Below are 22,822 nucleotides of genomic sequence, written 5' to 3' on the forward strand. Positions count from 1 at the left end.
CTATCTTTCACCAATCCGGTGACTGACACACCGCTTTCGCGAGCAAGCCCGCTCCCCTATTTTGATCCGTGTGCATTCAATTAAATGCGCCACCATAGGCGAACAATGCCGGTGCCCCGCCGGTATGCAGGAAAATGATCGGCCCGTCCTCAAAGCGCTGACGCCCGATGCCATCCAGCAAACCGGCCATGGCCTTGCCAGTGTAGACCGGGTCCAGCAACAGGCCTTCCTGACTCGCCAATAGCTTGACCGCAGAAAGGGTGCCGGCGTTCGGTTCGCCATAGCGCGGCCCGAAGTATTCGTCCCACAGGATCACCTTGAACGCTTGCGGGATATCCACACCCAGCAACTGCGCGGTACGTTCGGCCAGGTCCTGCACTTTCGGGCGCTGGGCTTCGTCGGTACGCGACACGGTGACGCCAATTACGGGCAGGTCTGGCAGCACTTCGCTCAAGGCCAGGGCGAGGCCGCTGTGGGTCCCCGCACTGCCGGAGGCCAGCACCACGGCGGCAAATTCGATGCCGCTGTCTTCGATCTGCGCGGCCAGCTCAAGCCCGGCGCGTACATAACCCAGGGCGCCCAGGGCATTGGAGCCGCCGATAGGCACCAGGTACGGCTTCTTGCCGCTGCTGCGCAGGCGGTCGGCGAGGGCATTGAGCTGGTCGTCGACGTTGTCGAGGTTTTCCACCAACTCTACTTTGGTGTCGAACAGGTCCAGCAGCAGGCGGTTGCCGTTGCCCAGGTAGTTGGGGTCGTCGGTACCGGTAGGGTTTTCCAGCAAGGCCACGCAGCCCAGGCCCAGCTTGGCGGCCAGCGCAGCGGTCTGGCGTACGTGGTTGGACTGGATAGCGCCGGCGGTCACCAGGGTATCGGCGCCTTGGGCGATGGCATCGGCGGCCAGGTATTCAAGTTTGCGCAGCTTGTTGCCGCCCATGGCCAGCGGCGTGGTGTCGTCGCGCTTGACGTACACATCCCTGCCCAGCCAGGCCGACAGCCGCTCGAGTTTTTCCAGGGCAGTGGCGCCGCCCAGCAATTCCAGGCGGTTAAAACGGTCGAGCTGTCGTTTGATCATGGCTACGCACGGTTGATGAGTATGGGGCGACTATAGGCAGGCACTTTTCATCGGGCAACCGGTTTGGTTATTTGCTCGGCATAATTGGTTATTAAGGTGCTGCTCCGCATGACGTAGAGTGGTGGCCCCTTCAGCGGCAAGTCATCAGCGACAAGCTGCAAGTTGATCGCGCTCAACTTGCAGCTTGTCGCTTGAAGCTTGTTACTTCGCCTCCCCATTTTCAGGAGTGACGACGTTGAGCGAGCGCGCCAGTCATTGGCAATTACAGACCATCGTCAGTCAACTGCGCGGCGCCCGTGACCAGTGGCGAACCCGCAATGGCCGCTTGAGTGGCAAACATGGCGGGGCGAATTGCCGTCCCTGCGCAGCCTGTTGGACACTAATGTGCTCGCCGCCTACCACGTCTACCCGGCCGCCCGCAGCGTCGATGAAGTGCTGCTGTGCTACCCCGGCATCCTGGCGGTGATTCACCATCGTCTGGCCCACCACCTGTACCGCAACCAGGCAGTTGGTGTTTGACGAGGTCAAAATGGGTCGGCGTGTGTTCGGTGATCGCCAGTAATCGGCTTGTCGGCGTTGCAGGCATCGTTGAATGACCTTTCGGGGGCGTCAGGAATCATTCGATTGTGTTGAGCTTGCGCGCTGACAGGCGGCACATATTGCTTGGAGTTTTCTGTTTTTTCCTCGGGCTATGTGCTGAACGTTTTGTCATCTCAGCCCGTCATACCTTTCCCTGAGCTAGTGTAGGAGTTGTCTGCCGCTCGGCCCTGCAATTAGTCCCAGACCGCCTATCCATGTTTAACTTGAATGCTCGTTCAAGTTAAACCCGGTGGTTCGCTGCCCGCTCACAACAGGAGGCTTACCTTTGCTGAGTCCGTTATTTAAAGCCACATCGCTCATCGTCGGGGTGCATCGTTCATGAGTGCATCGTCCACCCCCGCAAGCGGCCTGGTGCGCATGAATGCGCCGGTCTTCTACTTTGCCGCCAGCTTCATCCTGCTGTTTGGCATCACGGTCATTGCTATCCCGCAACAGGCCGGCGCTTGGCTGCTGGCCGCGCAAAACTGGGCGGCCAACACGGTCGGCTGGTACTACATGCTGGCGATGACCCTGTATCTGCTCTTCGTGGTGGTCACCGCATTATCGGGCTACGGCAAGATAAAACTCGGTGCCGACCACGACGAGCCCGAATTCAGTTACCTGTCCTGGGCCGGCATGCTGTTCGCCGCCGGGATCAGCATCACGTTGTTTTTCTTCTGCGTGTCCGAGCCGCTGACGCACTTGGTGCAACCGCCCCAGGGCGAGCCGATGAGCGCCGATGCCGCGCGCCAGGCCATGCAGGTGCTGTTTCTGCACTGGGGCCTGCACGGCTGGGGCGTGTTCGCCTTTGTTGGTATGGCCTTGGCGTATTTCGCCTACCGGCATAACTTGCCGCTGGCGTTGCGTTCGGCGTTGTATCCGCTGATAGGCAAGCGCATCAACGGCCCTATCGGTTACGCGGTGGATGGTTTTGGCATCATCGCCACGGTGTTTGGTCTCGGTGCTGACATGGGCTTTGGGGTGTTGCACCTCAATTCCGGGCTCGATTACTTGTTTGGCCTTGCCCATACCCAGTGGATCCAGGTTGGTTTGATCACCCTGATGATGGGTGCCGCGATCTTGGTCGCCGTAGCCGGCGTCGACAAGGGCGTGCGAGTGATGTCCGACATCAACATGCTGCTGGCCTGTGCGCTGCTGCTGTTCGTGTTGTTCGCCGGGCCCACCCAGCATTTGCTCAATACCTTGATCCAGAACATCGGTGACTATTTGGGCGCCTTGCCGAGCAAGAGTTTCGACGTGTATGCCTACGACAAACCCAGCGACTGGCTGGGCGGTTGGACGGTGTTCTACTGGGCTTGGTGGATTGCATGGTCGCCGTTCGTGGGCCTGTTTATCGCGCGGATTTCCCGTGGCCGGACCATTCGTGAGTTCGTATTCGGCGTGCTGCTGATCCCGCTGGGGTTCACCCTGGCGTGGATGTCGATCTTTGGCAACAGCGCCATTGACCAGGTGCTCAACCACGGCATGGCCGCGCTCGGTCAGTCGGCCATCGATGATCCGTCGATGAGCCTCTACCTGCTGCTGGAAACCTACCCGTGGAGCAAAACGGTTATTGCGGTCACGGTGTTTATCAGCTTTGTGTTCTTCGTCACCTCGGCCGACTCCGGCACTGTGGTGCTGTCCACACTGTCGTCCAAGGGCGGCAACGCTGACGAAGACGGGCCGAAATGGCTGCGGGTGTTCTGGGGCGTGATGACCGGGCTGGTCACCAGTGCCTTGCTGTTTGCCGGCAGCATCGACTCGCTTAAATCCGCGGTGGTGCTGACCTCGTTACCGTTCTCGATGATTCTGCTGCTGATGATGTGGGGGCTGCACAAGGCGTTCTACCTGGAGTCGCAAAAGCAGATCGCCCAATTGCATTCGTTGGCGCCGGTGTCGGGTTCACGCAAGGGCACAGGCGGCTGGCGCCAGCGCTTGAGTCAGGCCGTGCATTTCCCGTCAAGGGATGAGGTGTATCGGTTCCTTGAGACCACGGTGCGCCCGGCGATTGAAGAGGTGACGGCGGTGTTCGTCGAAAAAGGCCTCAGGATCGTCACCCAGCCTGATCCATCCAACGACAGCGTCAGCCTGGAAATCGGCCACGGCGAGGAGCATCCGTTCGTTTATCAGGTGCAGATGCGTGGCTATTTCACGCCGTCATTTGCACGCGGTGGAATGGGTTCCAAGCAGCTCAACAACCGTCGCTACTACCGGGCGGAAGTGCACTTGAGCGAGGGCAGCCAGGACTACGATCTGGTCGGCTACACCAAGGAGCAGATCATCAACGACATTCTCGACCAGTACGAGCGGCACCTGCAGTTCCTGCATTTGGTGCGCTGAGACGACAGACCGCGCATTTACGCCATTGGAACGTACCCCTCTCACAGGACTTTGCTGTAAAACGAAAGGGCAGACTTAAGCGATTCAGCTGGTTAAAAGACCTGGGAATATCGTTATTCCCAGGCCTTATTTGCCTACGTCCAAGAGAGGATTCGATGACTTACATTGCTGCCGAAAACCGCTATGAATCTATTCCGTACCGCCGCGTAGGCCGCAGTGGATTGGTGCTGCCTGCACTGTCCCTGGGGCTGTGGCACAACTTTGGCGACAGCACTCCGATCGATACCCAGCGCGCCCTGCTGCGCACCGCGTTCGACCTGGGGATCAACCACTTCGACCTGGCCAACAACTATGGCCCGCCCTACGGCAGCGCCGAGATCAACTTCGGCCGTTTGCTGCGCGAAGACTTTAAGCACTACCGCGATGAACTGATCATTTCCAGCAAAGCCGGCTGGGACATGTGGCCTGGCCCCTACGGCCAGGGCGGCGGTTCGCGCAAATACGTGCTGGCCAGCCTCGACCAGAGCCTGCAACGTCTGGGCGTCGACTACGTGGATATCTTCTACTCCCACCGTTTTGACGCCGACACCCCATTGGAAGAAACCGCCAGCGCCCTCGCCACCGCCGTGCAACAAGGCAAGGCGTTGTACATCGGCATTTCCTCCTACTCCGGGGTAAAAACCCGCGAAATGGCGGCCCTGCTCAAAGAGTGGAAAGTACCGCTGCTGATCCACCAGCCAGCCTACAACCTGCTTAACCGCTGGGTCGAAAAAGACCTGCTGGACACCACCGAAGAACTCGGCGCCGGGGTGATCGCGTTCACGCCGTTGGCCCAGGGTTTGCTGACTGACAAGTACCTCAACGGCGTGCCGGCCGATGCGCGGGTCAATCGCCCGGGCGGTGGTTCGTTGCAGGCCAAGCACCTGTCCGAAGAAAACATCGCTCATGTGCGGGCGCTTAATGAAATCGCCCAGCGTCGTGGTCAGAGCCTTGCGCAATTGGCGTTGGCTTGGACGTTGCGTGATCCACGGGTGACTAGCGCGCTGATCGGTGCGAGCCGGCCGGAGCAGATCATTGAAAACGTCGGTGCGTTGAAGAACTTGAGCTTCAGTGCGCAGGAGCTGGCGGAGATAGATCGGTTTGCGCAGGAAGGTGGGATTAACCTGTGGGAAAAGCCATCTACTGCTGAGTAACCGGACACACCTCGGTAAAATTGTGGCAGCGGGCTTGCGCGCGAAGGCGGGGTGTCAGTCGATACATGTTTGACTGATACACCGCCTTCGCGAGCAAGCCCGTTTCCACAGGGGGCTGCGTAAGGATTTAGTTGCTGATGGCCAGAATGCTCGCCTGGTACGACCCGACAAACACATCAAAGTCGCCCACTTCGTTCTGCTCCAGCTCTGCCTGTTGCGCCAGCGATGTACGTGCCAGCTGTTCAAAGCGCGCCTGCTCGTCCGCCGGCAACGGCTCCTTGCGAAAGTGCTCAGCGTGCAACTGGCTCTGGTGCAGGGAGAACTGCGCAAAACTCTCTTTACGCTCGGCCATCGCCGCCAGCACCTGGGCCGACGGCGTCAGGGACGGGTCCTTGACCTTGGCCAACTGAGCATCCAGCGCCTGGCTGTGCTCGGTGATGCCGTGGCTCTCATCCAGCAACGCGGCCAACGGTGCAATCTGCTCCAGCAGCTCGGCAGCCCATTCCTTCATGTCCACCGGTTGCCCCTGACGTTGTAATTGCAGGCCCGGACGGCGACCTTCCTTGACCACGCTGAGGAAGTTGGAGGTTGCGTTGCCACATTCGTTGTTGGCGAACAGCGGGCTGTCGTTCAGCGCGCAATACAGCAGGAATGCGTCGAGGAAACGCGACTCCGGCAGGTCGATGCCCATCGGCAGGAACGGGTTGATGTCCAGGCAGCGCACTTCGATGTATTGGATGCCACGTGCCATCAGCGCCTGGATCGGCCGCTCGCCGGTGTAGGTCACACGCTTGGGGCGGATGTTGGAGTAGTACTCGTTTTCGATTTGCAGGATGTTGGTGTTGAGCTGTACCCATTCACCGTCCTTGTGCGTGCCGACTTCTACGTACGGCGCGTAGGGCGTTGCCACCGCTTCACGCAGGCTGTCGGTGTAGCTGACCAGGTCGTTGTAGCACGGCGTGAGGCCGGCCTGGGCGTTGCTCTGGTAACCCAGGTCGCTCATGCGCAGGCTGGTGGCGTAGGGCAGGTACAGGGTGTCAGCGTCGAGCACTTCCAACTGGTGCGAGCGACCGCGCAGGAAGCCCGCGTCCAGCGCCGGCGAGGCCCCGAACAGGTACATCAGCAGCCAGCTGTAGCGACGGAAATTGCGGATCAGCGCGATATAGGCGTTGGACTGATAGTCGCGGTCAGTGCCGACAAATCCTTCAGTTTCCTTGAGCAACGGCCATAGCTGTTCCGGCAGGGAAAAGTTGTAGTGGATGCCCGCGATGCATTGCATGGTCTTGCCGTAACGCAGGGCCAGCCCCTTGCGGTACACGTACTTGAGCTGTCCGATATTGGACGTGCCGTAGTAGGCAATCGGAATGTCTTCCTCGGCCGGCAACGGGCACGGCATCGAGGGGCTCCACAGGTATTCGCTGCCGAGCTTGGTGTAGGCAAACCGGTGGATCTTGTCCAGGCTGCTCAGGGTATCGGCCGGGTTGGGCAGGGCGGGAGTGATGAACTCAAGCAGCGATTCCGAGTAGTCAGTGGTGATCAGTTCGTTGGTCAACGCGGCGCCCAGGGCTTCGGGGTGCGGCGTGTGTGCCAGGCGGCCATCACCCGTAACGCGCAGGCATTCGCGCTCGATGCCGTGCAAGCACTGCTCTAGCAGGGAGAGGTGTTCGCGCTTGCCGAGCAAAGCCAGGCGGCGGTTGAGAAGTTCGCTCAAGTTGGATTCCTTCACGCGTCAGTCGCCCCAATATGGGGGTGGGCAGGACGGTCTACAAGGGTGAAGTTAAAACTGGCGTGATCGCCTGGTTCAGAGTCGATTTGACCCGCTGTGAAAAAGCCTACTTCACTCCATGAGTTTGGCTGCAGCACGGCAAGAAAATTCCGACGCTGTGATTGCAGCGCCGAAATTAACTCAAATCGGGGGTAGGGAGCTATAGGACAGCGAAGGTACCCTGCGCTTTTGCGATAAGTCTTTCGTCTTGGTACACATCCGCCTCGACCACCAGCGTGCGGCGCCCGGCATGAATCACCCGGCTGGTGCACAGCACGTCACCGCCTTCCACCGCACGGATATAGTTGATTTTGCACTCGATGGTCGCGCTCTGCTGGTCGAAACCATGTGAGCTGGAACAGGCCAGCCCCATCGTAATGTCCACCAGGCTGAAAATCGCCCCGCCATGGAGCTTGCCCGCGCGGTTGCGCAAGTGCGGCTCCAGGGTCAGGGCCACCTCGGCAACGCCTTCCTCAAGGCGTTGCAGACGGCAGCCGATCAGTTCGCTGAACGCGCTCTGGGTCAAGCCGGCCGGAATTTCCATCAACGCTTCTTCAACTGTTTAGCGTTGGCGAACAGCGAGGCCATGGCGTTGTTGCTCGGCGCTGCGGTGGCGGTGTCCTTGCGCGGAGCGCTGTTTTGCGACTGGCGCGGTGCGGAGCCTGGACGTGCGCCACGGGCACCGTCGATTTTCTCACCGGGGGTGTCGCTCATGCGCATCGACAGGCCGACACGTTTGCGCGGGATGTCAATTTCCATGACCTTGACCTTGACCACGTCACCGGCTTTCACCGCTTCGCGTGGATCCTTGATGAATTTCTCCGAAAGCGCAGAGATATGTACCAAACCGTCCTGATGCACGCCGATATCCACAAAGGCACCGAAGTTGGTCACGTTGGTGACGACGCCTTCGAGGATCATGCCCAGTTGCAGGTCCTTGAGGTCTTCGACACCGTCCTGGAACTCGGCGGTCTTGAACTCGGGGCGGGGGTCGCGGCCCGGCTTTTCCAGCTCTTGCAGGATGTCGGTGATGGTCGGCACACCGAATGTTTCGTCGGTGTACTTCTTTGGATCCAGACGCTTGAGGAATGCAGCGTCACCGATCAGCGAACGGATGTCGCGGTCGGTTTCGGCGGCGATGCGTTGCACCAGCGGGTAGGCTTCCGGGTGAACCGCGGAAGAATCCAACGGGTTATCGCCGTTCATTACGCGTAGGAAACCGGCGGCCTGTTCGAAGGTTTTTTCACCCAGGCGTGCGACTTTTTTCAGCGCTGCACGGGTTTTGAACGCGCCGTTTTCGTCACGGTGAGTCACGATGTTTTGCGCCAACGTGGCGTTGAGGCCGGAAATACGTGCAAGCAGCGCGACGGAAGCGGTGTTCACGTCTACGCCGACGGCGTTTACGCAATCTTCCACCACTGCATCCAGGCCACGCGCCAGTTTCAGCTGCGACACGTCATGCTGATACTGGCCCACGCCGATGGATTTAGGGTCGATTTTCACCAGTTCGGCCAGTGGATCCTGCAGGCGACGAGCAATCGACACCGCGCCACGGATCGACACGTCGAGGTCCGGGAATTCCTTGGATGCCAACTCCGACGCCGAATACACCGAGGCGCCAGCCTCGGAGACCATGACTTTGGTCATCTTCATGGCTGGGTATTTCTTGATCAGTTCGGCGGCCAGCTTGTCGGTCTCACGGCTGGCAGTGCCGTTGCCGATAGCGATCAAGTCGACCGAGTGTTTGGCGCACAAGGCGGCCAGGATCGCGAGGGTCTGGTCCCATTTGTTGTGCGGTACGTGCGGATACACAGTCGCGTGGTCCAGCAGCTTGCCGGTGGAATCGACCACGGCCACTTTGCAGCCAGTGCGCAGGCCTGGGTCGAGGCCCAAAGTGGCACGTGGCCCGGCCGGGGCAGCCAGTAGCAGGTCGTGCAGGTTGTGGGCGAACACGTTGATCGCCTCGGTTTCGGCGCCGTCGCGCAGTTCGCCCAGCAGGTCGGTTTCCAGGTGGGTGTAGAGCTTGACCTTCCAGGTCCAGCGCACCACTTCACCGAGCCACTTGTCCGCAGGACGGTTCTGATTCTGGATGCCGAATTGTTGACCGATCATGCCTTCGCACGGGTGCATGGTGCCCGGCAACTCGTCGCCGACCTTCAGTGCGGAGCTGAGAATGCCTTCGTTGCGGCCACGGAAAATGGCGAGTGCACGGTGGGACGGCATGCTCTTGAGCGGCTCGTCGTGTTCGAAGTAATCGCGGAACTTGGCGCCTTCTTCCTCCTTGCCGGCGATGACGCGGGCACTGAGGATGGCTTCCTGCTTAAGGTAGGTACGCAGTTTTTCCAGCAGGCTGGCGTCTTCGGCGAAGCGCTCCATGAGGATGTACTTGGCGCCTTCGAGGGCGGCCTTGACATCGGCGACGCCCTTTTCGGCGTCGATGAAGCGTACGGCTTCGGTTTCCGGGGGCAGCGACGGGTCGTTGAACAACCCGTCGGCCAGCTCGCCCAGGCCCGCTTCCAGGGCGATCTGGCCCTTGGTGCGGCGCTTTTGCTTGTAGGGCAGGTAAAGGTCTTCGAGGCGGGTCTTGGTGTCGGCGAGCTTGATGTCTCGCTCAAGTTGCGGGGTCAACTTGCCTTGTTCCTCGATGCTGGCGAGGATGCTGATGCGCCGTTCGTCGAGTTCTCGCAGGTAGCGCAGGCGCTCTTCCAGGTGACGCAGTTGGATGTCGTCGAGGCTGCCGGTCACTTCTTTACGGTAACGGGCGATGAAGGGCACCGTGGAGCCTTCATCCAGTAGAGCGACGGCCGCTTCGACCTGTTGTGGGCGTACACCGAGTTCCTCGGCGATGCGGCTGTTGATGCTGTCCATAAAACCACCTGAAATTCTTAAAAGCAGCTCGCAAGCCCGGAAAACAAGGCGTTGGGAGGCTGGTTGAGCGGCCCGACTGGCGCCGCTGCCTGGGTCAAGAGGCAGCCTATTGACCCTCGAAATCGAAAAAATCACGACAAGCGGTGAAAAAAGCCTCGGCATCAAACGGTAACTATCTGACGTTGCCCTGCACGACGGCGCCGCATTATAACCAGCGTTCTGCCCTTGGGGGGGATTGCGCCAACGGTTGTAGGGCGCGGGTTCGCTGGCAGTAGAGGAAAAATCTGCTAACAATGCACACGGTGCGTATAACGGCAGCTAGGCCATAATGCGCGCCGAGATAAGAGGAGCATCTAATGAGCAGCACTGCACAAACTGCTGAAGGCGAGAAAATTCTCATCGTTGACGACGATCCGGGGCTGAGCAGCCTGCTGGAGCGTTTCTTCAACTCCAAGGGCTACCGCGCCCGCGCGGTGCCGAACACTGAGCAGATGGACCGTCTGTTGGGGCGTGAAGTGTTCAACCTCGTCGTACTCGACCTGATGCTGCCCGGCGAAGACGGCCTCACCGCCTGCAAACGCCTGCGCGGCGCGAACAACCAGATTCCAATCATCATGCTTACCGCCAAGGGCGATGAGCTGAGCCGCATCAAGGGCCTGGAGCTGGGCGCGGATGACTATTTGGCCAAGCCGTTCAACCCGGATGAGCTGATGGCGCGGGTGAAGGCGGTGTTGCGTCGCCAGGCAGCCCCGGTACCGGGCGCGCCCGGCAGCGAAGACGAAAGCGTCACTTTTGGCGACTACGAACTGTCGCTGGCGACCCGTGAGCTCAAGCGTGGCGATGAAGTGCACATGCTGACCACTGGCGAATTCGCCGTGCTTAAGGCCCTGGTGATGAACGCTCGCCAGCCGCTGACCCGCGACAAACTGATGAACCTGGCCCGTGGCCGGGAATGGGACGCCCTGGAGCGCTCCATTGACGTGCAGATTTCCCGTCTGCGCCGGATGATCGAGCCGGACCCCTCCAAGCCTAGGTATATCCAGACGGTCTGGGGTGTGGGTTATGTGTTTGTGCCGGATGGCAATAAAACCAGTTGACCGATGATTTGCAGGGCGGGCCTCCCAGCGTTTGATTCCATGAGGGTCGACGGGAGGTCCGGCGTCTGCAATTCTGCGAGCGCCGCTCGTTTCTGCAAGGTATCTAGCTGTCTTCTATGAAAACCCCGCTGTGGTTCCCCCAAAGCTTCTTCTCCCGCACCCTTTGGCTGGTGCTGATCGTCGTTCTGTTTTCCAAAGCACTCACGCTTGTTTATCTGTTGATGAACGAGGACGTGCTGGTGGATCGACAATACAGCCACGGTGTCGCCTTGACGCTGCGCGCCTATTGGGCGGCTGACCCCGAGAACCGCGAGAAAATTGCCAAGGCCGCCACGCTGGTCCGTGTCGCGGGCGCGGGGGTGCCTGAGGGTGAGCAACATTGGCCCTACAGTGAAATTTACCAGCGCCAGATGCAGGCTGAACTCGGTGAAGACACTGAGGTGCGGCTGCGCATGCATGTATCGCCGGCGTTGTGGGTGCGCGCGCCAAGCCTGGGTGAGGATTGGCTGAAAGTGCCGCTGTACCCGCATCCGCTGCGTGGGCAGAAGATCTGGAACGTGCTGGGCTGGTTCCTGGCGATCGGGCTGCTTTCAACGGCTTCGGCGTGGATCTTTGTCCGGCAGCTCAACCAACCACTCAAACGTCTGGTGTTTGCTGCCCGTCAATTGGGCCAGGGGCGCAGCGTGCGCCTGCCGGTCAGCGATACGCCCAGCGAGATGACTGAGGTGTACGGCGCGTTCAACCAGATGGCGGAAGACGTCGAGCAGGCCGGGCGCGAACGCGAGTTGATGCTGGCGGGAGTTTCCCACGACTTGCGCACACCCTTGACGCGGCTGCGCCTGTCTCTGGAGTTGATGGGCAGCCATAGCGATCTGACCGATGACATGGTCCGTGACATTGAGGACATGGACGCTATTCTCGACCAGTTCCTCGCGTTCATCCGCGATGGCCGGGATGAGGTGGTGGAAGAGGTCGACCTGACTGACCTGGTGCGTGAGGTGGTCGCGCCCTACAACCAGAACGGTGAGCAAGTGCGCATGCGCCTTGAGCCGATCCAGCCTTTTGCGTTACGGCGGGTCTCGATGAAGCGCCTGTTGAACAACCTGATCGGTAACGCTTTGCATCACGCCGGTTCCGATGTGGAAGTGGCCGCGTATGTATCCGGCGACAGTGCTGCGCCTTATGTGGTGCTGAGCGTCATGGACCGGGGCGCGGGCATCGACCCGGACGAGCTGGAGGGTATCTTCAACCCTTTCACCCGCGGCGACCGTGCTCGGGGTGGTAAGGGTACTGGTCTGGGGTTGGCAATTGTGCGGCGGATTGCCTCGATGCATGGCGGCAATGTTGAGTTGCGTAACCGCGAAGAGGGAGGGTTAGAGGCGCGAGTGCGTTTGCCGCTCGGGCTGATGTTGCCAAGAGATGCGGTATAGGAGCGGCGACAAGCTTCAAGCTATCAGCTGCAAGAAAGAGCAAAAGCATCTGTCTTCTCTTGCAGCTTTTAGCTTGAAGCTTGTCGCTGCTCTTACCCTTTACCCTTGGTCCGAGTCATATTCGCCCCGCCACTCTTCTCCAAATGCTGAATGATGATCCCTGCCACATCCTTGCCCGTGGTGGTCTCGATCCCTTCCAGCCCCGGCGATGAATTCACCTCCATCACCAGTGGTCCATGGTTGGAGCGCAAGATATCTACACCCGCCACGCTCAAACCCATCACCTTCGCCGCCCGCAGCGCGGTCATGCGTTCCTCGGGGGTGATCTTGATCAGGCTGGCACTACCACCGCGGTGCAAATTGGAGCGGAACTCTCCCGGCTTGGCCTGACGCTTCATCGCCGCAATCACCTTGTCGCCCACCACGAAGCAGCGGATATCGGCGCCGCCGGCTTCCTTGATGTATTCCTGCACCATGATGTTCTGCTTGAGGCCCATGAATGCCTCGATCACGGATTCCGCTGCCGTCGCGGTTTCACACAGCACCACACCTATGCCCTGGGTGCCTTCCAGTACCTTGATCACCAGCGGCGCGCCATTGACCATCTCGATCAGGTCGGGAATGTCGTCGGGAGAGTGGGCAAAACCGGTCACTGGCAGGCCGATGCCCCGGCGTGAAAGCAGCTGCAGCGAGCGCAACTTGTCCCGAGAGCGGGCAATGGCGACCGATTCGTTGAGGGGCGATACCCCCATCATTTCAAACTGGCGCAATACCGCGCAGCCATAAAACGTCACCGAAGCTCCGATGCGAGGGATCACTGCATCAAACCCCTCCAGCGGTTTACCCCGGTAATGGATCTGCGGCTTATGGCTGGCAATGTTCATATAGGCACGCAACGTGTCGATCACCACCATTTCGTGGCCACGTTCAGTGCCGGCCTCAACCAGGCGGCGGGTGGAATACAGACGCGGGTTTCGCGACAGCACAGCAATCTTCATGCAGCACCTGGGGCAGAAATAGTAGAGACCGGGAACACCGGCTTGTCTTGAACGTACTTGACGCCTGGATTGACCACCAATTGGCCGTCAATCAGCGCCTTGGAACCCAGTAACAGGCGATAACGCATGGCCTTGCGGCACGCGAGGGTGAATTCCACCCGCCATACCCGATCACCCAGCGCGAGGGTTGTGCTGATTACGTAGCGCACCTGCGCGTGGCCGTTGGAGCTTTTGATGGTTTTCATCGTCACCAGCAGCGCCTCGCAGCGGCGGTGGCGCAGTTGCACAATGCTGCCCAGATGCGCGGTGAAGCGCACCCATTTCTCGCCGTCGCGCTCAAAAGGCTCGATATCGGTGGCGTGCAGGCTGGAGGTACTGGCACCGGTGTCGATCTTCGCGCGCAGGCCTGCCACTCCCAGGTCGGGAAGTGCCACCCACTCACGCAGACCCACAACGGTCAAATGGTCAAATGTCTTCAATATGGGTAACCGATCGATTTGCCCAGGCCTGGGGTGAAATCTCAGCCAGGGCTTTGAATGCAGGCTTGGCGAACCAATAACCCTGCATCAGGAATATTCCGCAGTCGGAAAGGAAGTTACGCTCACCAGCACTTTCGATGCCTTCGGCGATGACACTAACCCCTAACTGCTCACAGATTGTGACAATCCCCCGGACGATGATCTGTCGGACACGATCCTGATCGACATCGCGAATCAGCGACATGTCGAGTTTGATCAAGTCAGGTTGAAAATCGGCCAGCAAACTCAGCCCTGAATAACCCGCACCGAAATCGTCGATGGCGGTCTTGAAGCCGAATTCGCGGTATTCACGCAGAATATTCGTCAAATGGCGATTGTTATCTACGTGCTCGCTTTCGATTGTCTCGAAAATCAGCCGGTCCAGCGGAAAATCATGCGCGCGGGCTGCCTCCAGGGTGCTGCGGATACACAACTCCGGGCGGTACACGGCGTTAGGCATAAAGTTGATAGAGAGATGGGTTTGCATACCCAGGGCCGCCGCCCCGGCGATCGCTTGGGTTCGGCAGCGTTGGTCGAAACGGTAGCGGTTGCTTTCGTCGACCTGGTCCAGCACAGACAGCGCCCCTTCGCCTTGCGTACCACGGACCAGGGCTTCGTGGGCGAAGATCGAATGGTCCCGAAGGTCTACGATAGGCTGATAGGCGAACGCAAAATCGAACCCCAAGGGTTCGCTTTGCTGGCAGCCCACGCAGCGCTGGTCAGGCGAGGTGAGTGAAGTGGGAAAGTCGGTCACAGCGTATCCTCGCGAAAACAGAGTGCTACCTGGCGTATCTTAGGTGAGCCTTAGGGTTTATGCGTCGAAGGGTTTCAACGTTAAAGTTGCGACATTTTTCAGAGCGAGGAATTCAAGTGGCTCAAAAGCAGGAAGAGGAAGAAAAAGTCCGTCTGGACAAGTGGCTGTGGGCTGCGCGCTTCTATAAAACCCGTGCCCTGGCGAAGGCTGCCATCGAGAGTGGCAAGGTGCATCATCGTGGCGAGCGCTGCAAGCCAGGCAAGGAACCGCGCGTCGGGGATGAATTTCAGATTCGTACCGGGTTTGATGAAAAAACGGTCGTGGTCCAGGCGCTTTCCATCGTGCGCCGTGGGGCGCCTGAAGCGCAGGCGCTGTACACCGAGACCGAAGCCAGTATTGCTAAGCGTGAAAATGCGGCGGCGATGCGAAAGGCCGGCGGTATCGGCATGACCACCGATGGCAAGCCGAGCAAGAAGCAGCGCCGCGACTTGTTCAAGTTTCGCGGCAGTGGCAATGATGACTGACCCTGCGCGGGGCAAGCCTGCTCACTACAAGCGTATGACGCTTAGCCGACTAATCAGTGGCACTCGTTGAAACAGCCGGAAGACGGGTGCCGTCACCCGCAACAACCCACCCGACACCTTCGCCGCAAACGGTGTGTAATACCCCCACCCCAGCGCCAACAGTGCCAGCAACACACCACCGATGTAGTCGTCCTGCCCCCAGTGCGCCCCCGCCACCAGGCGCGGCATCATGAACAACAGTGCCAGGCCCCAAATCACCAGCACCTGGCCGGTGCGCTTGGCGAACACCGTCATGAACATCCCCCAGATCAACAGCACCGAAGCGTGATCCCCCGGGAAACTCTGGCTCGAACGGTCCTTCAGTTCCCACGTCTTTTCCAGCCCAGGGAAATAGTCGCTCATCCGGATCGCCCCGCTGATGACCATCGACGGGCTACTGTGTTGCCAGCCCATGTGTGCCGCGAATTTGGAAAACAGCATGCGTATAAACAGCAACAGCAGCAGAATTCCGACAAAACCGAACAGTGCCTGGCGCACCTGCACGGCCTTGAATACCCAATCACCGCGAATCAACAGCAGCAGCAGAATCACGCCGACCACTGCGTCGAACGGTCGCAAACTGGCCACGGCCCACACGTGCAGCCATGTGGAGTTGCTCGCGAGCGGTTCATTGAGCAGATGAAACAGCCACTCGTCGAAAACCACACACAGCATCTGGCCCGTGGGCCACAGCCAAAAACACAGCAGCCCGATCGCGAGTAGATTGCACCAGGCCCACCCCCCGAGGCTCCACTTGGCTTGGAACAAACTCGGATTGTTCATAAACTGTCCCCCACGGCTCTAGAAAACAGCACCAAAACGGTGCTAAAGCGTTTAATTCTATAAACTTTGTAATCAATTTGTCATCAATTCAGATACCCAGACCTATGACTGATCTACCGGATACCGACTTCACCCAACGCTTCATCTTCGACGAGAACGATGCCCGCGGCGAACTGGTCTCGCTGGAGCGCAGCTATGCTGAAGTCCTTGCCAAGCACCCTTATCCGGAGCCGGTTGCGCAACTGCTCGGCGAGTTGATGGCGGCCGCCTCGCTGCTGGTGGGCACGATGAAATTCGACGGTCTGCTTATTTTGCAGGCGCGGTCTGAAGGTCCGGTCCCGATGCTGATGATCGAGTGTTCCAGCGAACGCGAAATCCGTGGCCTGGCCCGTTACGACGCCGACCAGATTGCCCCGGACGCCACTTTGTCCGACCTGATGGCCAACGGCGTGCTGGCGATCACCGTCGACCCAACCGAAGGCCAACGCTACCAAGGCATCGTCGACCTCGACGGCGAAACCCTGTCGGACTGCTTCACCAACTACTTCGTGATGTCCCAGCAAGTCGGCACCAAGTTCTGGCTCAACGCCGACGGCAAGCGTGCTCGCGGCCTGTTGTTGCAACAGTTGCCGGCTGACCGCATCAAGGACGACGATGAGCGCACCGATAGCTGGCGCAAGCTGACCGCCCTTGCCGGTACGCTGACGGCTGAAGAGCTGCTGGGCTTGGACAACGAAACCATCCTGCATCGCCTGTACCACGAAGAGGCCGTGCGCTTGTTTGACGCACAGGGCCTGCGCTTCCGTTGCAGCTGCTCCCGTGAACGCTCAGCCAATGCCTTGGTCAGCCTGGGCCTGGAAGATGCCCAGGATCTGGTGGTCGAGCACGGCGGCAACATCGAGATCGACTGCCAGTTCTGCAACCAGCGCTACCTGTTCGATGCGGCCGATGTCGCCCAATTGTTCGCCGGCGCAGGCATCGATACCCCTTCCAACACCCGCCACTAAAACGTTTAAGCACAGGTGAATCACCTGACAATTGCCGGTTTAGCGCTGTTCTGACGGGAGGGCCCTACTTTTTTTGGGCTTTTCTGGCATAATCCGGCCCACTTTTTTCGCGGTAGTAGTGCGCAACTTTCTACTACAAAACGTTTGGAGCACTCGGCCATAGGCCGACGGGGAACCTCATGACGCAAGCCAACAACGCCGTATACACCGATCTGAGTGTTGATGATCTGGTTAAAGAAGCCCTGCAGCGCGGTGAAGGCGTGCTTGCCGATACTGGCGCACTGGTCGTAGAAACGGGTCACCGTACCGGTCGTTCGCCGGTCGACCGTTTCATCGTTGAAGAGCCTTCCACCCAGGACGCCATTGCCTGGGGCCCGATCAACCGCAAGTTCCCGGCCGACAAGTTCGATGCCCTGTGGGCTCGTGTCGAGGCATTCAACAACGCGCAAGAACATTTCGTTTCCCACGTCCATGTAGGTGCTTCCGAAGACCACTACCTGGCCGTGAAGATGACCACCCAGACTGCCTGGCAGAACCTGTTCGGTCGTTGCCTGTTCATCAACCCGGCCCAGTACAACCCGGCCGGTCGTGACGAGTGGCAGGTGCTCAACGTGGCCAACTTTGAATGCGTGCCTGAGCGTGACGGCACTAACTCCGACGGTTGCGTGATCCTCAACTTCGCCCAGAAGAAAGTGCTGATCGCCGGTATGCGTTACGCCGGTGAAATGAAGAAAGCCATGTTCTCGGTACAGAACTTCCTGCTGCCGGCTTGCGACGTACTGCCGATGCACTGCGCCGCCAACATTGGCGAAGCAGGCGACGTGACCTTGTTCTTCGGCCTGTCGGGCACCGGTAAAACCACCCTGTCGGCCGACGAAAGCCGTTACCTGATCGGTGACGACGAACACGGCTGGGGCGAAGGCGTGGTGTTCAACATCGAAGGCGGTTGCTATGCCAAGTGCATCGACCTCTCCGAGAAGAACGAGCCAGTCATCTGGAAAGCCATCAAGCATGGCGCTGTGTTGGAAAACGTGGTTATCGACGATGCCAGGCACGCCGACTACACCAACGTCAGCCTGACCCAGAACAGCCGCGCCGCTTACCCGCTGGAGCACGTTGCCAAGCGTTCCGAGAAGAACCTGGGCGGCGAGCCAAACGCGGTGATCTTCCTGACCTGCGACCTGACTGGCGTGCTGCCACCCGTGTCGATCCTCAGCGAAGAACAAGCGGCCTACCACTTCCTGTCCGGCTACACCGCACTGGTGGGCTCGACCGAAATGGGTTCCGGCAGCGGCATCAAGTCGACCTTCTCCACGTGCTTCGGCGCGCCGTTCTTCCCGCGTCCGGCCGGCGAATATGCTGAGTTGCTGATCAAACGCATCCGCGGCTTCGGCTCCAAGGTCTACCTGGTCAACACCGGCTGGACCGGCGGCGGCTACGGCGTCGGCAACCGCTTCAACATCCCGACTACTCGCGGCGTCATCGCAGCGATCCAGAGCGGCGCGTTGATCGGTGCTGAAACCGAACACCTGGACACCATCAACCTCGACGTGCCATTGGCCGTACCGGGCGTTGAGACTGGCCTGTTGAACCCACGTAACACCTGGGCTGACAAGGCTGCTTATGATGACGCGGCGAAGGCGCTGGCTGCGTTGTTCATCGAGAACTTCAAGAAGTTTGAAGTGAGCGATGCGATCAAGGCTGCGGGTCCTAAGTTGTAAGATTCGATCGGTGTGAAAAAGCCGCCTCTCGTAGGCGGCTTTTTTGTGTGCGAGAGTTTAATCGGCGATGTGCAGAACCACTGCGCCGACCAGTACCAGCACAACCCCCAGCACCTGCACCGCCGACAACCGCTCCTTGAAAAACACAAACCCCAACATCGCCGCAATCCCGCCCGACAACGTACTGATCACCGTCACCACCGAAACCGACCCCGCCATCGCCCCCCACGAAAACGCCGAGAACCCACCGAGGTTCATCAGGCTAGCCCCGGTCAAGGTCGCGCAGTTTTTCAGTGGCGGGATCTTCAGGCCGTCCTTGATCTTCAGCACCATCACCACCAGCACGCACAGGCCTACCAGGTAACCCAGCCACAACATCGAGACCGGCCCCAGCGCCGGTAAGGTGTACCGGCCTTGCAGCCAGAAACTGGTGCCGTACAGCAACGCGGCAAGCATGGCGTAGGCAATGGACAGGCGTGGGTTGTTGTGGGGTACACCGTTGTCCTTGTGGATGCTGGAGAGGATCACGCCGATCACGCACAGGGCGATGCAGCCCAGCTGGATCAGGCTGATGTGCTCACCGCTGGCCCAGGACAGCAATGTGGTGACCACGCCGTAGGACGTCACCAGTGGCGCGACGATGGCCGCTTTACCCAGGGCAAAAGCCTTGGACAGCGCAAGGGCGCCGGAGACGGTAAGCAGTGCAGCAGCGATGCCCAGCAGCCAGACGCTCAGCGGCGCATCGAGAGATTTGGACAAGAAGGTGGGGAAGATGACCAGCAGCAGCGTCATGATCAGGAAACCGAGCGCTTGGCCGAAATAGACCGCGCGTTTAACGCCCACGGCTCTGGCGTTGAGGCCCACGAGAAAGTCCGTACCACCCCAGAGCACGGCGGCCAGCAGGCCCATTATTACGTCCATGTAAAGTCCTTGTTGTTCAGTGCGCGGTTGAGCAGATTAGTGCAGATCCAGTGTGGGAGCGGGCTTGCTCGCGAAAGCGATGTATCAGTCAACATATTCGGCGACTGACCCTCCGCTTTCGCGAGCAAGCCCGCTCCCACATTTGACTTTCAGTGTGTTCGAAATCTGTATTCGCTCAGCTCAGATTCTCCAGCGTCTGCGTATCCCAGCTATGGGTCTTGATAGCCAGGTAGAGCATGCCGATGGTCAACGGCACCTTCTCGCCTCGCCCTTTGGCCCGGCGCTTGAGAAACACATCAAACACCGGTGGGTTGAAGTAACGATAAGTGTCGTAGTCGCCGAGGTCGAGCGCGAATTCCTGCTCCAGTGCTTCCATAAGTTGCTTGGCCTCACTGCCGTCACAGCCCAGGTCGAAGTTGAGTGAGGTTTGCAGGCGGATCGTCTTGTGTTTCGGCAGGCCGATTTCTTCGTGCAGCAGTTGCAGGAGTTGCTGCATCACGGGGTCTTCGGGGAGGTCAGGGGCCAGGTTCATGGTGGGGGCACGCAGGAGTGGGTGAGGGGGATGGTTGTGTGGGTGTCGGTATTTAGTTTGGCGGATCAGCAAAGCAACGCCCGTAACAAAAGCAATGACAAGCAGGCTCTCGATCTGTGACGCCCTTATCCAAGAGGTCGCGCAGAATAGAAGTGTAGGACCGATTACCACAAGGATCAGCCCACACCATTTTCTAAGGGCAGGACGCTTGAGTGTTTTTTCAACTAAGGCGGCAACGGCAAAGAGTAGGGTCAGGCTGATCCAGTCGAGGTAGTCGGTCATTGTATTAGCCACCCTGGCGATTGGCAGCCAAGAGGACAAGGCGAATCACCGTCAAGATGACGCCGCAGTGAACTATGGGTTGAGTCCTTTCCATATTCACGGGTCTTAGCCGAAACGGTTGAGAGGACGCTATTTTCCGTCAGCGGTGGGTAACATCTACAGAGGGGCGAGCGACTGTTTGAAGCAGTTTGGGAAAAGTACAGCGCGAGGGCTAGAGGTTTCTTACAGCAGTTTCCGGCATTTGTAGCTTGAAAGTGATTTAACAGAAAGCGCTCCCACATTTGGTTTGAGGTGTTCCTACAATCGCTATCGAATCTGTCTGATTTGGCCCAAGGCCATCGCCGCACCCTGTGTATCATCCTGTCTCTTTTTTCCTTGCGACCTTTCTCGATTCGCTGAGATTCCCAGGCTATGTTTTTAAGCCAACTCAGCGGTCAATGGAGTGACAGCCTATGCACGACACCCTCCAGCAGGTCTTTGGTTATCCACAGTTTCGTTTGGGCCAGGAGCAAACGGTCAACGCCGTACTGGCCGGTCGTTCTGCAGCGGCAATTTTTCCTACCGGGTCGGGCAAGTCCCTGTGTTACCAGCTGTCGGCGGTGTTGCTGCCGCACCTGACGCTGGTGGTGTCGCCGCTGTTGGCGTTGATGCAGGACCAGCTTGGCTTTTTGCAGCGTCACGGTATTTCGGCAGGCAGTATCGATTCGGCCCAGAGCCGCGATGAGGCCAATGACGTGATGGCCCGTGCGCGCTCGGGTGAGTTGAAAATCCTGATGGTTTCGGTGGAGCGCTTGAAGAACGAGCGCTTCCGTAACTTCCTGCAAAGCGTGCAAATCTCGCTGCTGGTGGTGGACGAGGCGCACTGTATTTCCGAGTGGGGCCACAACTTCCGGCCGGATTATCTGAAGCTGCCGGACTACCAGCGCCAGTTCAATATCCCACAAGCGCTGTTGCTGACAGCTACAGCGACGCCCAAGGTGATTGCCGACATGCAGGCGAAGTTCGCCATTGCGCCGGACGATGTGGTCACCACGGGCTTCTACCGGCCCAACCTCAATCTGTTGGTGGAACCCGTCAGCGGTGCGGACAAGCGTCGTCGTTTGGTCCAGTGGATGAGTGAGCGCGCCAATCAACCCAGCATCGTCTACGTCACACTGCAGAAAACCGCCGAGCAGATTGCCGAGCACTTGAACCGCAACGGTATCCAGGCCGAGGCGTATCACGCTGGTCTGCCCCACGATAAGCGCGAGGGCATCCAGCGCCGCTTCATGGGCGGGCGCTCCAATTGCATCGTCGCCACCATCGCGTTTGGCATGGGCATCGACAAGAGTGACATCCGCAACGTGGTGCACTTCGACCTGCCCAAGTCCATCGAGAACTACAGTCAGGAAATCGGTCGCGCGGGGCGTGATGGGCAGCCGTCTGACTGCCTGGTGTTGGCCAACCGTGACAGCCTCAACGTGCTGGAAAACTTCGTGTACGGCGATACGCCGGAGCAGGACGGTATCCGTCGGGTGTTGGAAGAGTTGCAGGCCGCGCGGGGCGATGGGCAGTGGGAGTTTTTGCTCAGGTCTTTGTCGGACCACAGCAATATCCGCGAACTGCCGTTGAAGACCCTGCTGGTGCAGCTGGAGCTCAAGGGCGTGATTGCGCCGCGCTACGCGTTTTATGCCGAGTACCGCTTCAAGTACCTGATCGAGCCAGAGGCTTTGCTGGCGCGATTCTCCGGCGAGCGGCAGCAGTTCGTGGCGGCGATCATCCAGGTATGTAAACGAGCGAAAACCTGGGCGACGGTGGATTTCGACGCGCTTTATCAACAGCACAATGCCGAACGCAGCCGGGTGGTGAAGGCGCTGGATTACTTCCAGGAGCAGGGCCTGATCGAGCTGGAAAGCAAGCAGATGACGGAGGTCTACAGCCTGCTGGATACCGATTTTGATCCGCAGGTGCTGAGCGCGGAGTTATACACAGGCTTCAAGCAGCATGAGGTGGGCGAGGTCGCACGCATTCATGCGATGCTCGATCTGTTCGCCACCGAGCGCTGTCTGGGGCAGCGCCTGGCGCAGTACTTTGGCGATGAAAATGCACCGCAGCGTTGTGGGCATTGCTCCGTGTGCCACGGCCACGTTGCGCACCTGCCGCCACCGCCAGGCTTGCCGCCGCTTGTGGATAAAAACTTCATGGGGCTGTGCGGTGATTTTATCCACAGGCATCATGAGCACACCGGGGAACTACCGGGCGCGGAACGACTGACACGGTTCCTCGGCGGGATCAGTGTGCCGTTGTTTACCAAGTTGAAGGCGCGGGGTATTCCAGGTTTCGCTGCGTTGGAAGACTACCCTTACGCTGAAGTACGCGAGTGGGCGCAGGCCCATTTGAATGACCTGTAAACCCACCTT

18 protein-coding genes and 1 pseudogene are annotated in these 22,822 nt (G+C 59.3%); 9 read left to right on the plus strand and 10 right to left on the minus strand.

Annotated elements, in window-relative coordinates; translation table 11 throughout:
- Positions 1-76 precede the first annotated feature (76 nt).
- On the minus strand, positions 77-1,072 hold the full coding sequence (locus AACY52_RS08985) for a D-cysteine desulfhydrase (protein WP_339560430.1): 996 nt from the start codon (positions 1,070-1,072) through the stop codon (positions 77-79).
- A 235-nt stretch (positions 1,073-1,307) separates the two neighbouring features.
- Between AACY52_RS08985 and AACY52_RS08990 the strand changes: the two are divergent.
- From AACY52_RS08990 to mgrA, 3 genes and pseudogenes are all read left to right on the plus strand, one after another.
- Positions 1,308-1,570 (plus strand): annotated as a pseudogene (locus AACY52_RS08990) (hypothetical protein); the annotation flags it as partial.
- A gap of 459 nt (positions 1,571-2,029) precedes the next feature.
- A complete protein-coding gene (gene betT, locus AACY52_RS08995; protein WP_339427384.1) occupies positions 2,030-3,991 on the plus strand; it encodes a choline transporter BetT in 1,962 nt (653 codons plus the stop codon).
- Between the two features lie 155 nt (positions 3,992-4,146).
- The gene (gene mgrA / locus AACY52_RS09000; RefSeq protein ID WP_314566791.1) at positions 4,147-5,184 is read left to right on the plus strand and encodes an L-glyceraldehyde 3-phosphate reductase; all 1,038 of its coding nucleotides are present in this window, start codon (positions 4,147-4,149) and stop codon (positions 5,182-5,184) included.
- A 127-nt stretch (positions 5,185-5,311) separates the two neighbouring features.
- On the opposite strand, the gene gshA is transcribed toward mgrA, so the two are convergent.
- The 3 genes from gshA to AACY52_RS09015 form a co-directional block, all read right to left on the minus strand.
- Positions 5,312-6,895 carry a glutamate--cysteine ligase gene (gene gshA, locus AACY52_RS09005; RefSeq protein WP_339419923.1) on the minus strand — a complete coding sequence of 528 codons (1,584 nt, stop codon included), beginning with the start codon at positions 6,893-6,895 and terminating at the stop codon, positions 5,312-5,314.
- Between the two features lie 214 nt (positions 6,896-7,109).
- On the minus strand, positions 7,110-7,493 hold the full coding sequence (locus AACY52_RS09010; RefSeq protein ID WP_339419924.1) for a PaaI family thioesterase: 384 nt from the start codon (positions 7,491-7,493) through the stop codon (positions 7,110-7,112).
- Positions 7,493-9,817 carry a Tex family protein gene (locus AACY52_RS09015; protein ID WP_339419925.1) on the minus strand — a complete coding sequence of 775 codons (2,325 nt, stop codon included), beginning with the start codon at positions 9,815-9,817 and terminating at the stop codon, positions 7,493-7,495. Before AACY52_RS09015 ends, AACY52_RS09010 begins: the two co-directional genes overlap by 1 nt.
- A 356-nt stretch (positions 9,818-10,173) precedes the next feature.
- Between AACY52_RS09015 and ompR the strand changes: the two genes are divergently transcribed.
- Both ompR and AACY52_RS09025 read left to right on the plus strand, forming a co-directional pair.
- Positions 10,174-10,914, plus strand: a complete 741-nt coding sequence (gene ompR, locus AACY52_RS09020; RefSeq protein WP_010214095.1) for a two-component system response regulator OmpR — start codon at positions 10,174-10,176, stop codon at positions 10,912-10,914.
- 116 nt (positions 10,915-11,030) lie between these two features.
- Positions 11,031-12,344, plus strand: coding sequence for an ATP-binding protein (locus AACY52_RS09025; protein ID WP_339419926.1), 1,314 nt, complete (start codon positions 11,031-11,033; stop codon positions 12,342-12,344).
- Between the two features lie 92 nt (positions 12,345-12,436).
- Here the strand turns inward: AACY52_RS09025 and rimK are convergent, their stop codons facing one another.
- From rimK to AACY52_RS09040, 3 genes are read right to left on the minus strand one after another with little or no spacing between them, the layout of a single operon-like run.
- Complete coding sequence (rimK, locus tag AACY52_RS09030; protein ID WP_049710586.1) at positions 12,437-13,342, minus strand: 30S ribosomal protein S6--L-glutamate ligase; 906 nt, start codon at positions 13,340-13,342, stop codon at positions 12,437-12,439.
- Positions 13,339-13,803, minus strand: coding sequence for an ATP-dependent zinc protease (locus tag AACY52_RS09035; RefSeq protein WP_370467827.1), 465 nt, complete (start codon positions 13,801-13,803; stop codon positions 13,339-13,341). The genes rimK and AACY52_RS09035 overlap by 4 nt, the downstream gene beginning before the upstream one ends.
- Before the next feature lie 4 nt (positions 13,804-13,807).
- Positions 13,808-14,614 (minus strand): EAL domain-containing protein, encoded by an 807-nt coding sequence (locus AACY52_RS09040; protein WP_339419927.1) that lies wholly within the window; start codon positions 14,612-14,614, stop codon positions 13,808-13,810.
- A gap of 116 nt (positions 14,615-14,730) precedes the next feature.
- Between AACY52_RS09040 and AACY52_RS09045 the strand changes: the two genes are divergently transcribed.
- Positions 14,731-15,138: an RNA-binding S4 domain-containing protein gene (locus tag AACY52_RS09045; RefSeq protein WP_065875839.1), complete on the plus strand. Its 408-nt coding sequence runs from the start codon at positions 14,731-14,733 to the stop codon at positions 15,136-15,138.
- Positions 15,139-15,162: 24 nt separating this feature from the next.
- On the opposite strand, the gene AACY52_RS09050 is transcribed toward AACY52_RS09045, so the two are convergent.
- Entirely contained in the window at positions 15,163-15,960 is a 798-nt protein-coding gene (locus AACY52_RS09050) for a phosphatase PAP2 family protein (RefSeq protein WP_339419928.1), read from the minus strand.
- A 104-nt stretch (positions 15,961-16,064) separates the two neighbouring features.
- Between AACY52_RS09050 and hslO the strand changes: the two genes are divergently transcribed.
- A complete protein-coding gene (gene hslO / locus AACY52_RS09055; protein WP_339419930.1) occupies positions 16,065-16,967 on the plus strand; it encodes an Hsp33 family molecular chaperone HslO in 903 nt (300 codons plus the stop codon).
- A 179-nt stretch (positions 16,968-17,146) separates the two neighbouring features.
- On the plus strand, positions 17,147-18,688 hold the full coding sequence (locus AACY52_RS09060; RefSeq protein WP_339419932.1) for a phosphoenolpyruvate carboxykinase: 1,542 nt from the start codon (positions 17,147-17,149) through the stop codon (positions 18,686-18,688).
- Between the two features lie 57 nt (positions 18,689-18,745).
- On the opposite strand, the gene AACY52_RS09065 is transcribed toward AACY52_RS09060, so the two are convergent.
- A complete protein-coding gene (locus AACY52_RS09065; protein WP_339419933.1) occupies positions 18,746-19,609 on the minus strand; it encodes a DMT family transporter in 864 nt (287 codons plus the stop codon).
- A gap of 175 nt (positions 19,610-19,784) precedes the next feature.
- Positions 19,785-20,423 (minus strand): DUF1493 family protein, encoded by a 639-nt coding sequence (locus tag AACY52_RS09070; RefSeq protein ID WP_339427355.1) that lies wholly within the window; start codon positions 20,421-20,423, stop codon positions 19,785-19,787.
- Positions 20,424-20,875: 452 nt separating this feature from the next.
- Between AACY52_RS09070 and AACY52_RS09075 the strand changes: the two genes are divergently transcribed.
- Complete coding sequence (locus AACY52_RS09075) at positions 20,876-22,813, plus strand: RecQ family ATP-dependent DNA helicase (RefSeq protein WP_339427354.1); 1,938 nt, start codon at positions 20,876-20,878, stop codon at positions 22,811-22,813.
- Positions 22,814-22,822: the final 9 nt, after the last annotated feature.

It is taken from the genome of Pseudomonas sp. EA_65y_Pfl1_P113 (assembly GCF_963970525.1).
Taxonomy (GTDB): domain Bacteria; phylum Pseudomonadota; class Gammaproteobacteria; order Pseudomonadales; family Pseudomonadaceae; genus Aquipseudomonas; species Aquipseudomonas tritici.

Excerpts from the sequence above, each read along its gene's own strand:
- betT (WP_339427384.1), top strand. The coding sequence starts at position 2,030 with ATGAATGCGCCGGTCTTCTACTTTGCCGCCAGCTTCATCCTGCTGTTT.
- AACY52_RS09065 (WP_339419933.1), bottom strand. The coding sequence starts at position 19,609 with ATGGACGTAATAATGGGCCTGCTGGCCGCCGTGCTCTGGGGTGGTACG.
- ompR (WP_010214095.1), top strand. The coding sequence starts at position 10,174 with ATGAGCAGCACTGCACAAACTGCTGAAGGCGAGAAAATTCTCATCGTT.
- rimK (WP_049710586.1), bottom strand. The coding sequence starts at position 13,342 with ATGAAGATTGCTGTGCTGTCGCGAAACCCGCGTCTGTATTCCACCCGC.
- AACY52_RS09050 (WP_339419928.1), bottom strand. The coding sequence starts at position 15,960 with ATGAACAATCCGAGTTTGTTCCAAGCCAAGTGGAGCCTCGGGGGGTGG.
- AACY52_RS09025 (WP_339419926.1), top strand. The coding sequence starts at position 11,031 with ATGAAAACCCCGCTGTGGTTCCCCCAAAGCTTCTTCTCCCGCACCCTT.
- AACY52_RS09075 (WP_339427354.1), top strand. The coding sequence starts at position 20,876 with ATGCACGACACCCTCCAGCAGGTCTTTGGTTATCCACAGTTTCGTTTG.
- AACY52_RS09010 (WP_339419924.1), bottom strand. The coding sequence starts at position 7,493 with ATGGAAATTCCGGCCGGCTTGACCCAGAGCGCGTTCAGCGAACTGATC.
- AACY52_RS08985 (WP_339560430.1), bottom strand. The coding sequence starts at position 1,072 with ATGATCAAACGACAGCTCGACCGTTTTAACCGCCTGGAATTGCTGGGC.
- AACY52_RS09070 (WP_339427355.1), bottom strand. The coding sequence starts at position 20,423 with ATGACCGACTACCTCGACTGGATCAGCCTGACCCTACTCTTTGCCGTT.
- AACY52_RS09015 (WP_339419925.1), bottom strand. The coding sequence starts at position 9,817 with ATGGACAGCATCAACAGCCGCATCGCCGAGGAACTCGGTGTACGCCCA.
- hslO (WP_339419930.1), top strand. The coding sequence starts at position 16,065 with ATGACTGATCTACCGGATACCGACTTCACCCAACGCTTCATCTTCGAC.
- mgrA (WP_314566791.1), top strand. The coding sequence starts at position 4,147 with ATGACTTACATTGCTGCCGAAAACCGCTATGAATCTATTCCGTACCGC.
- AACY52_RS09060 (WP_339419932.1), top strand. The coding sequence starts at position 17,147 with ATGACGCAAGCCAACAACGCCGTATACACCGATCTGAGTGTTGATGAT.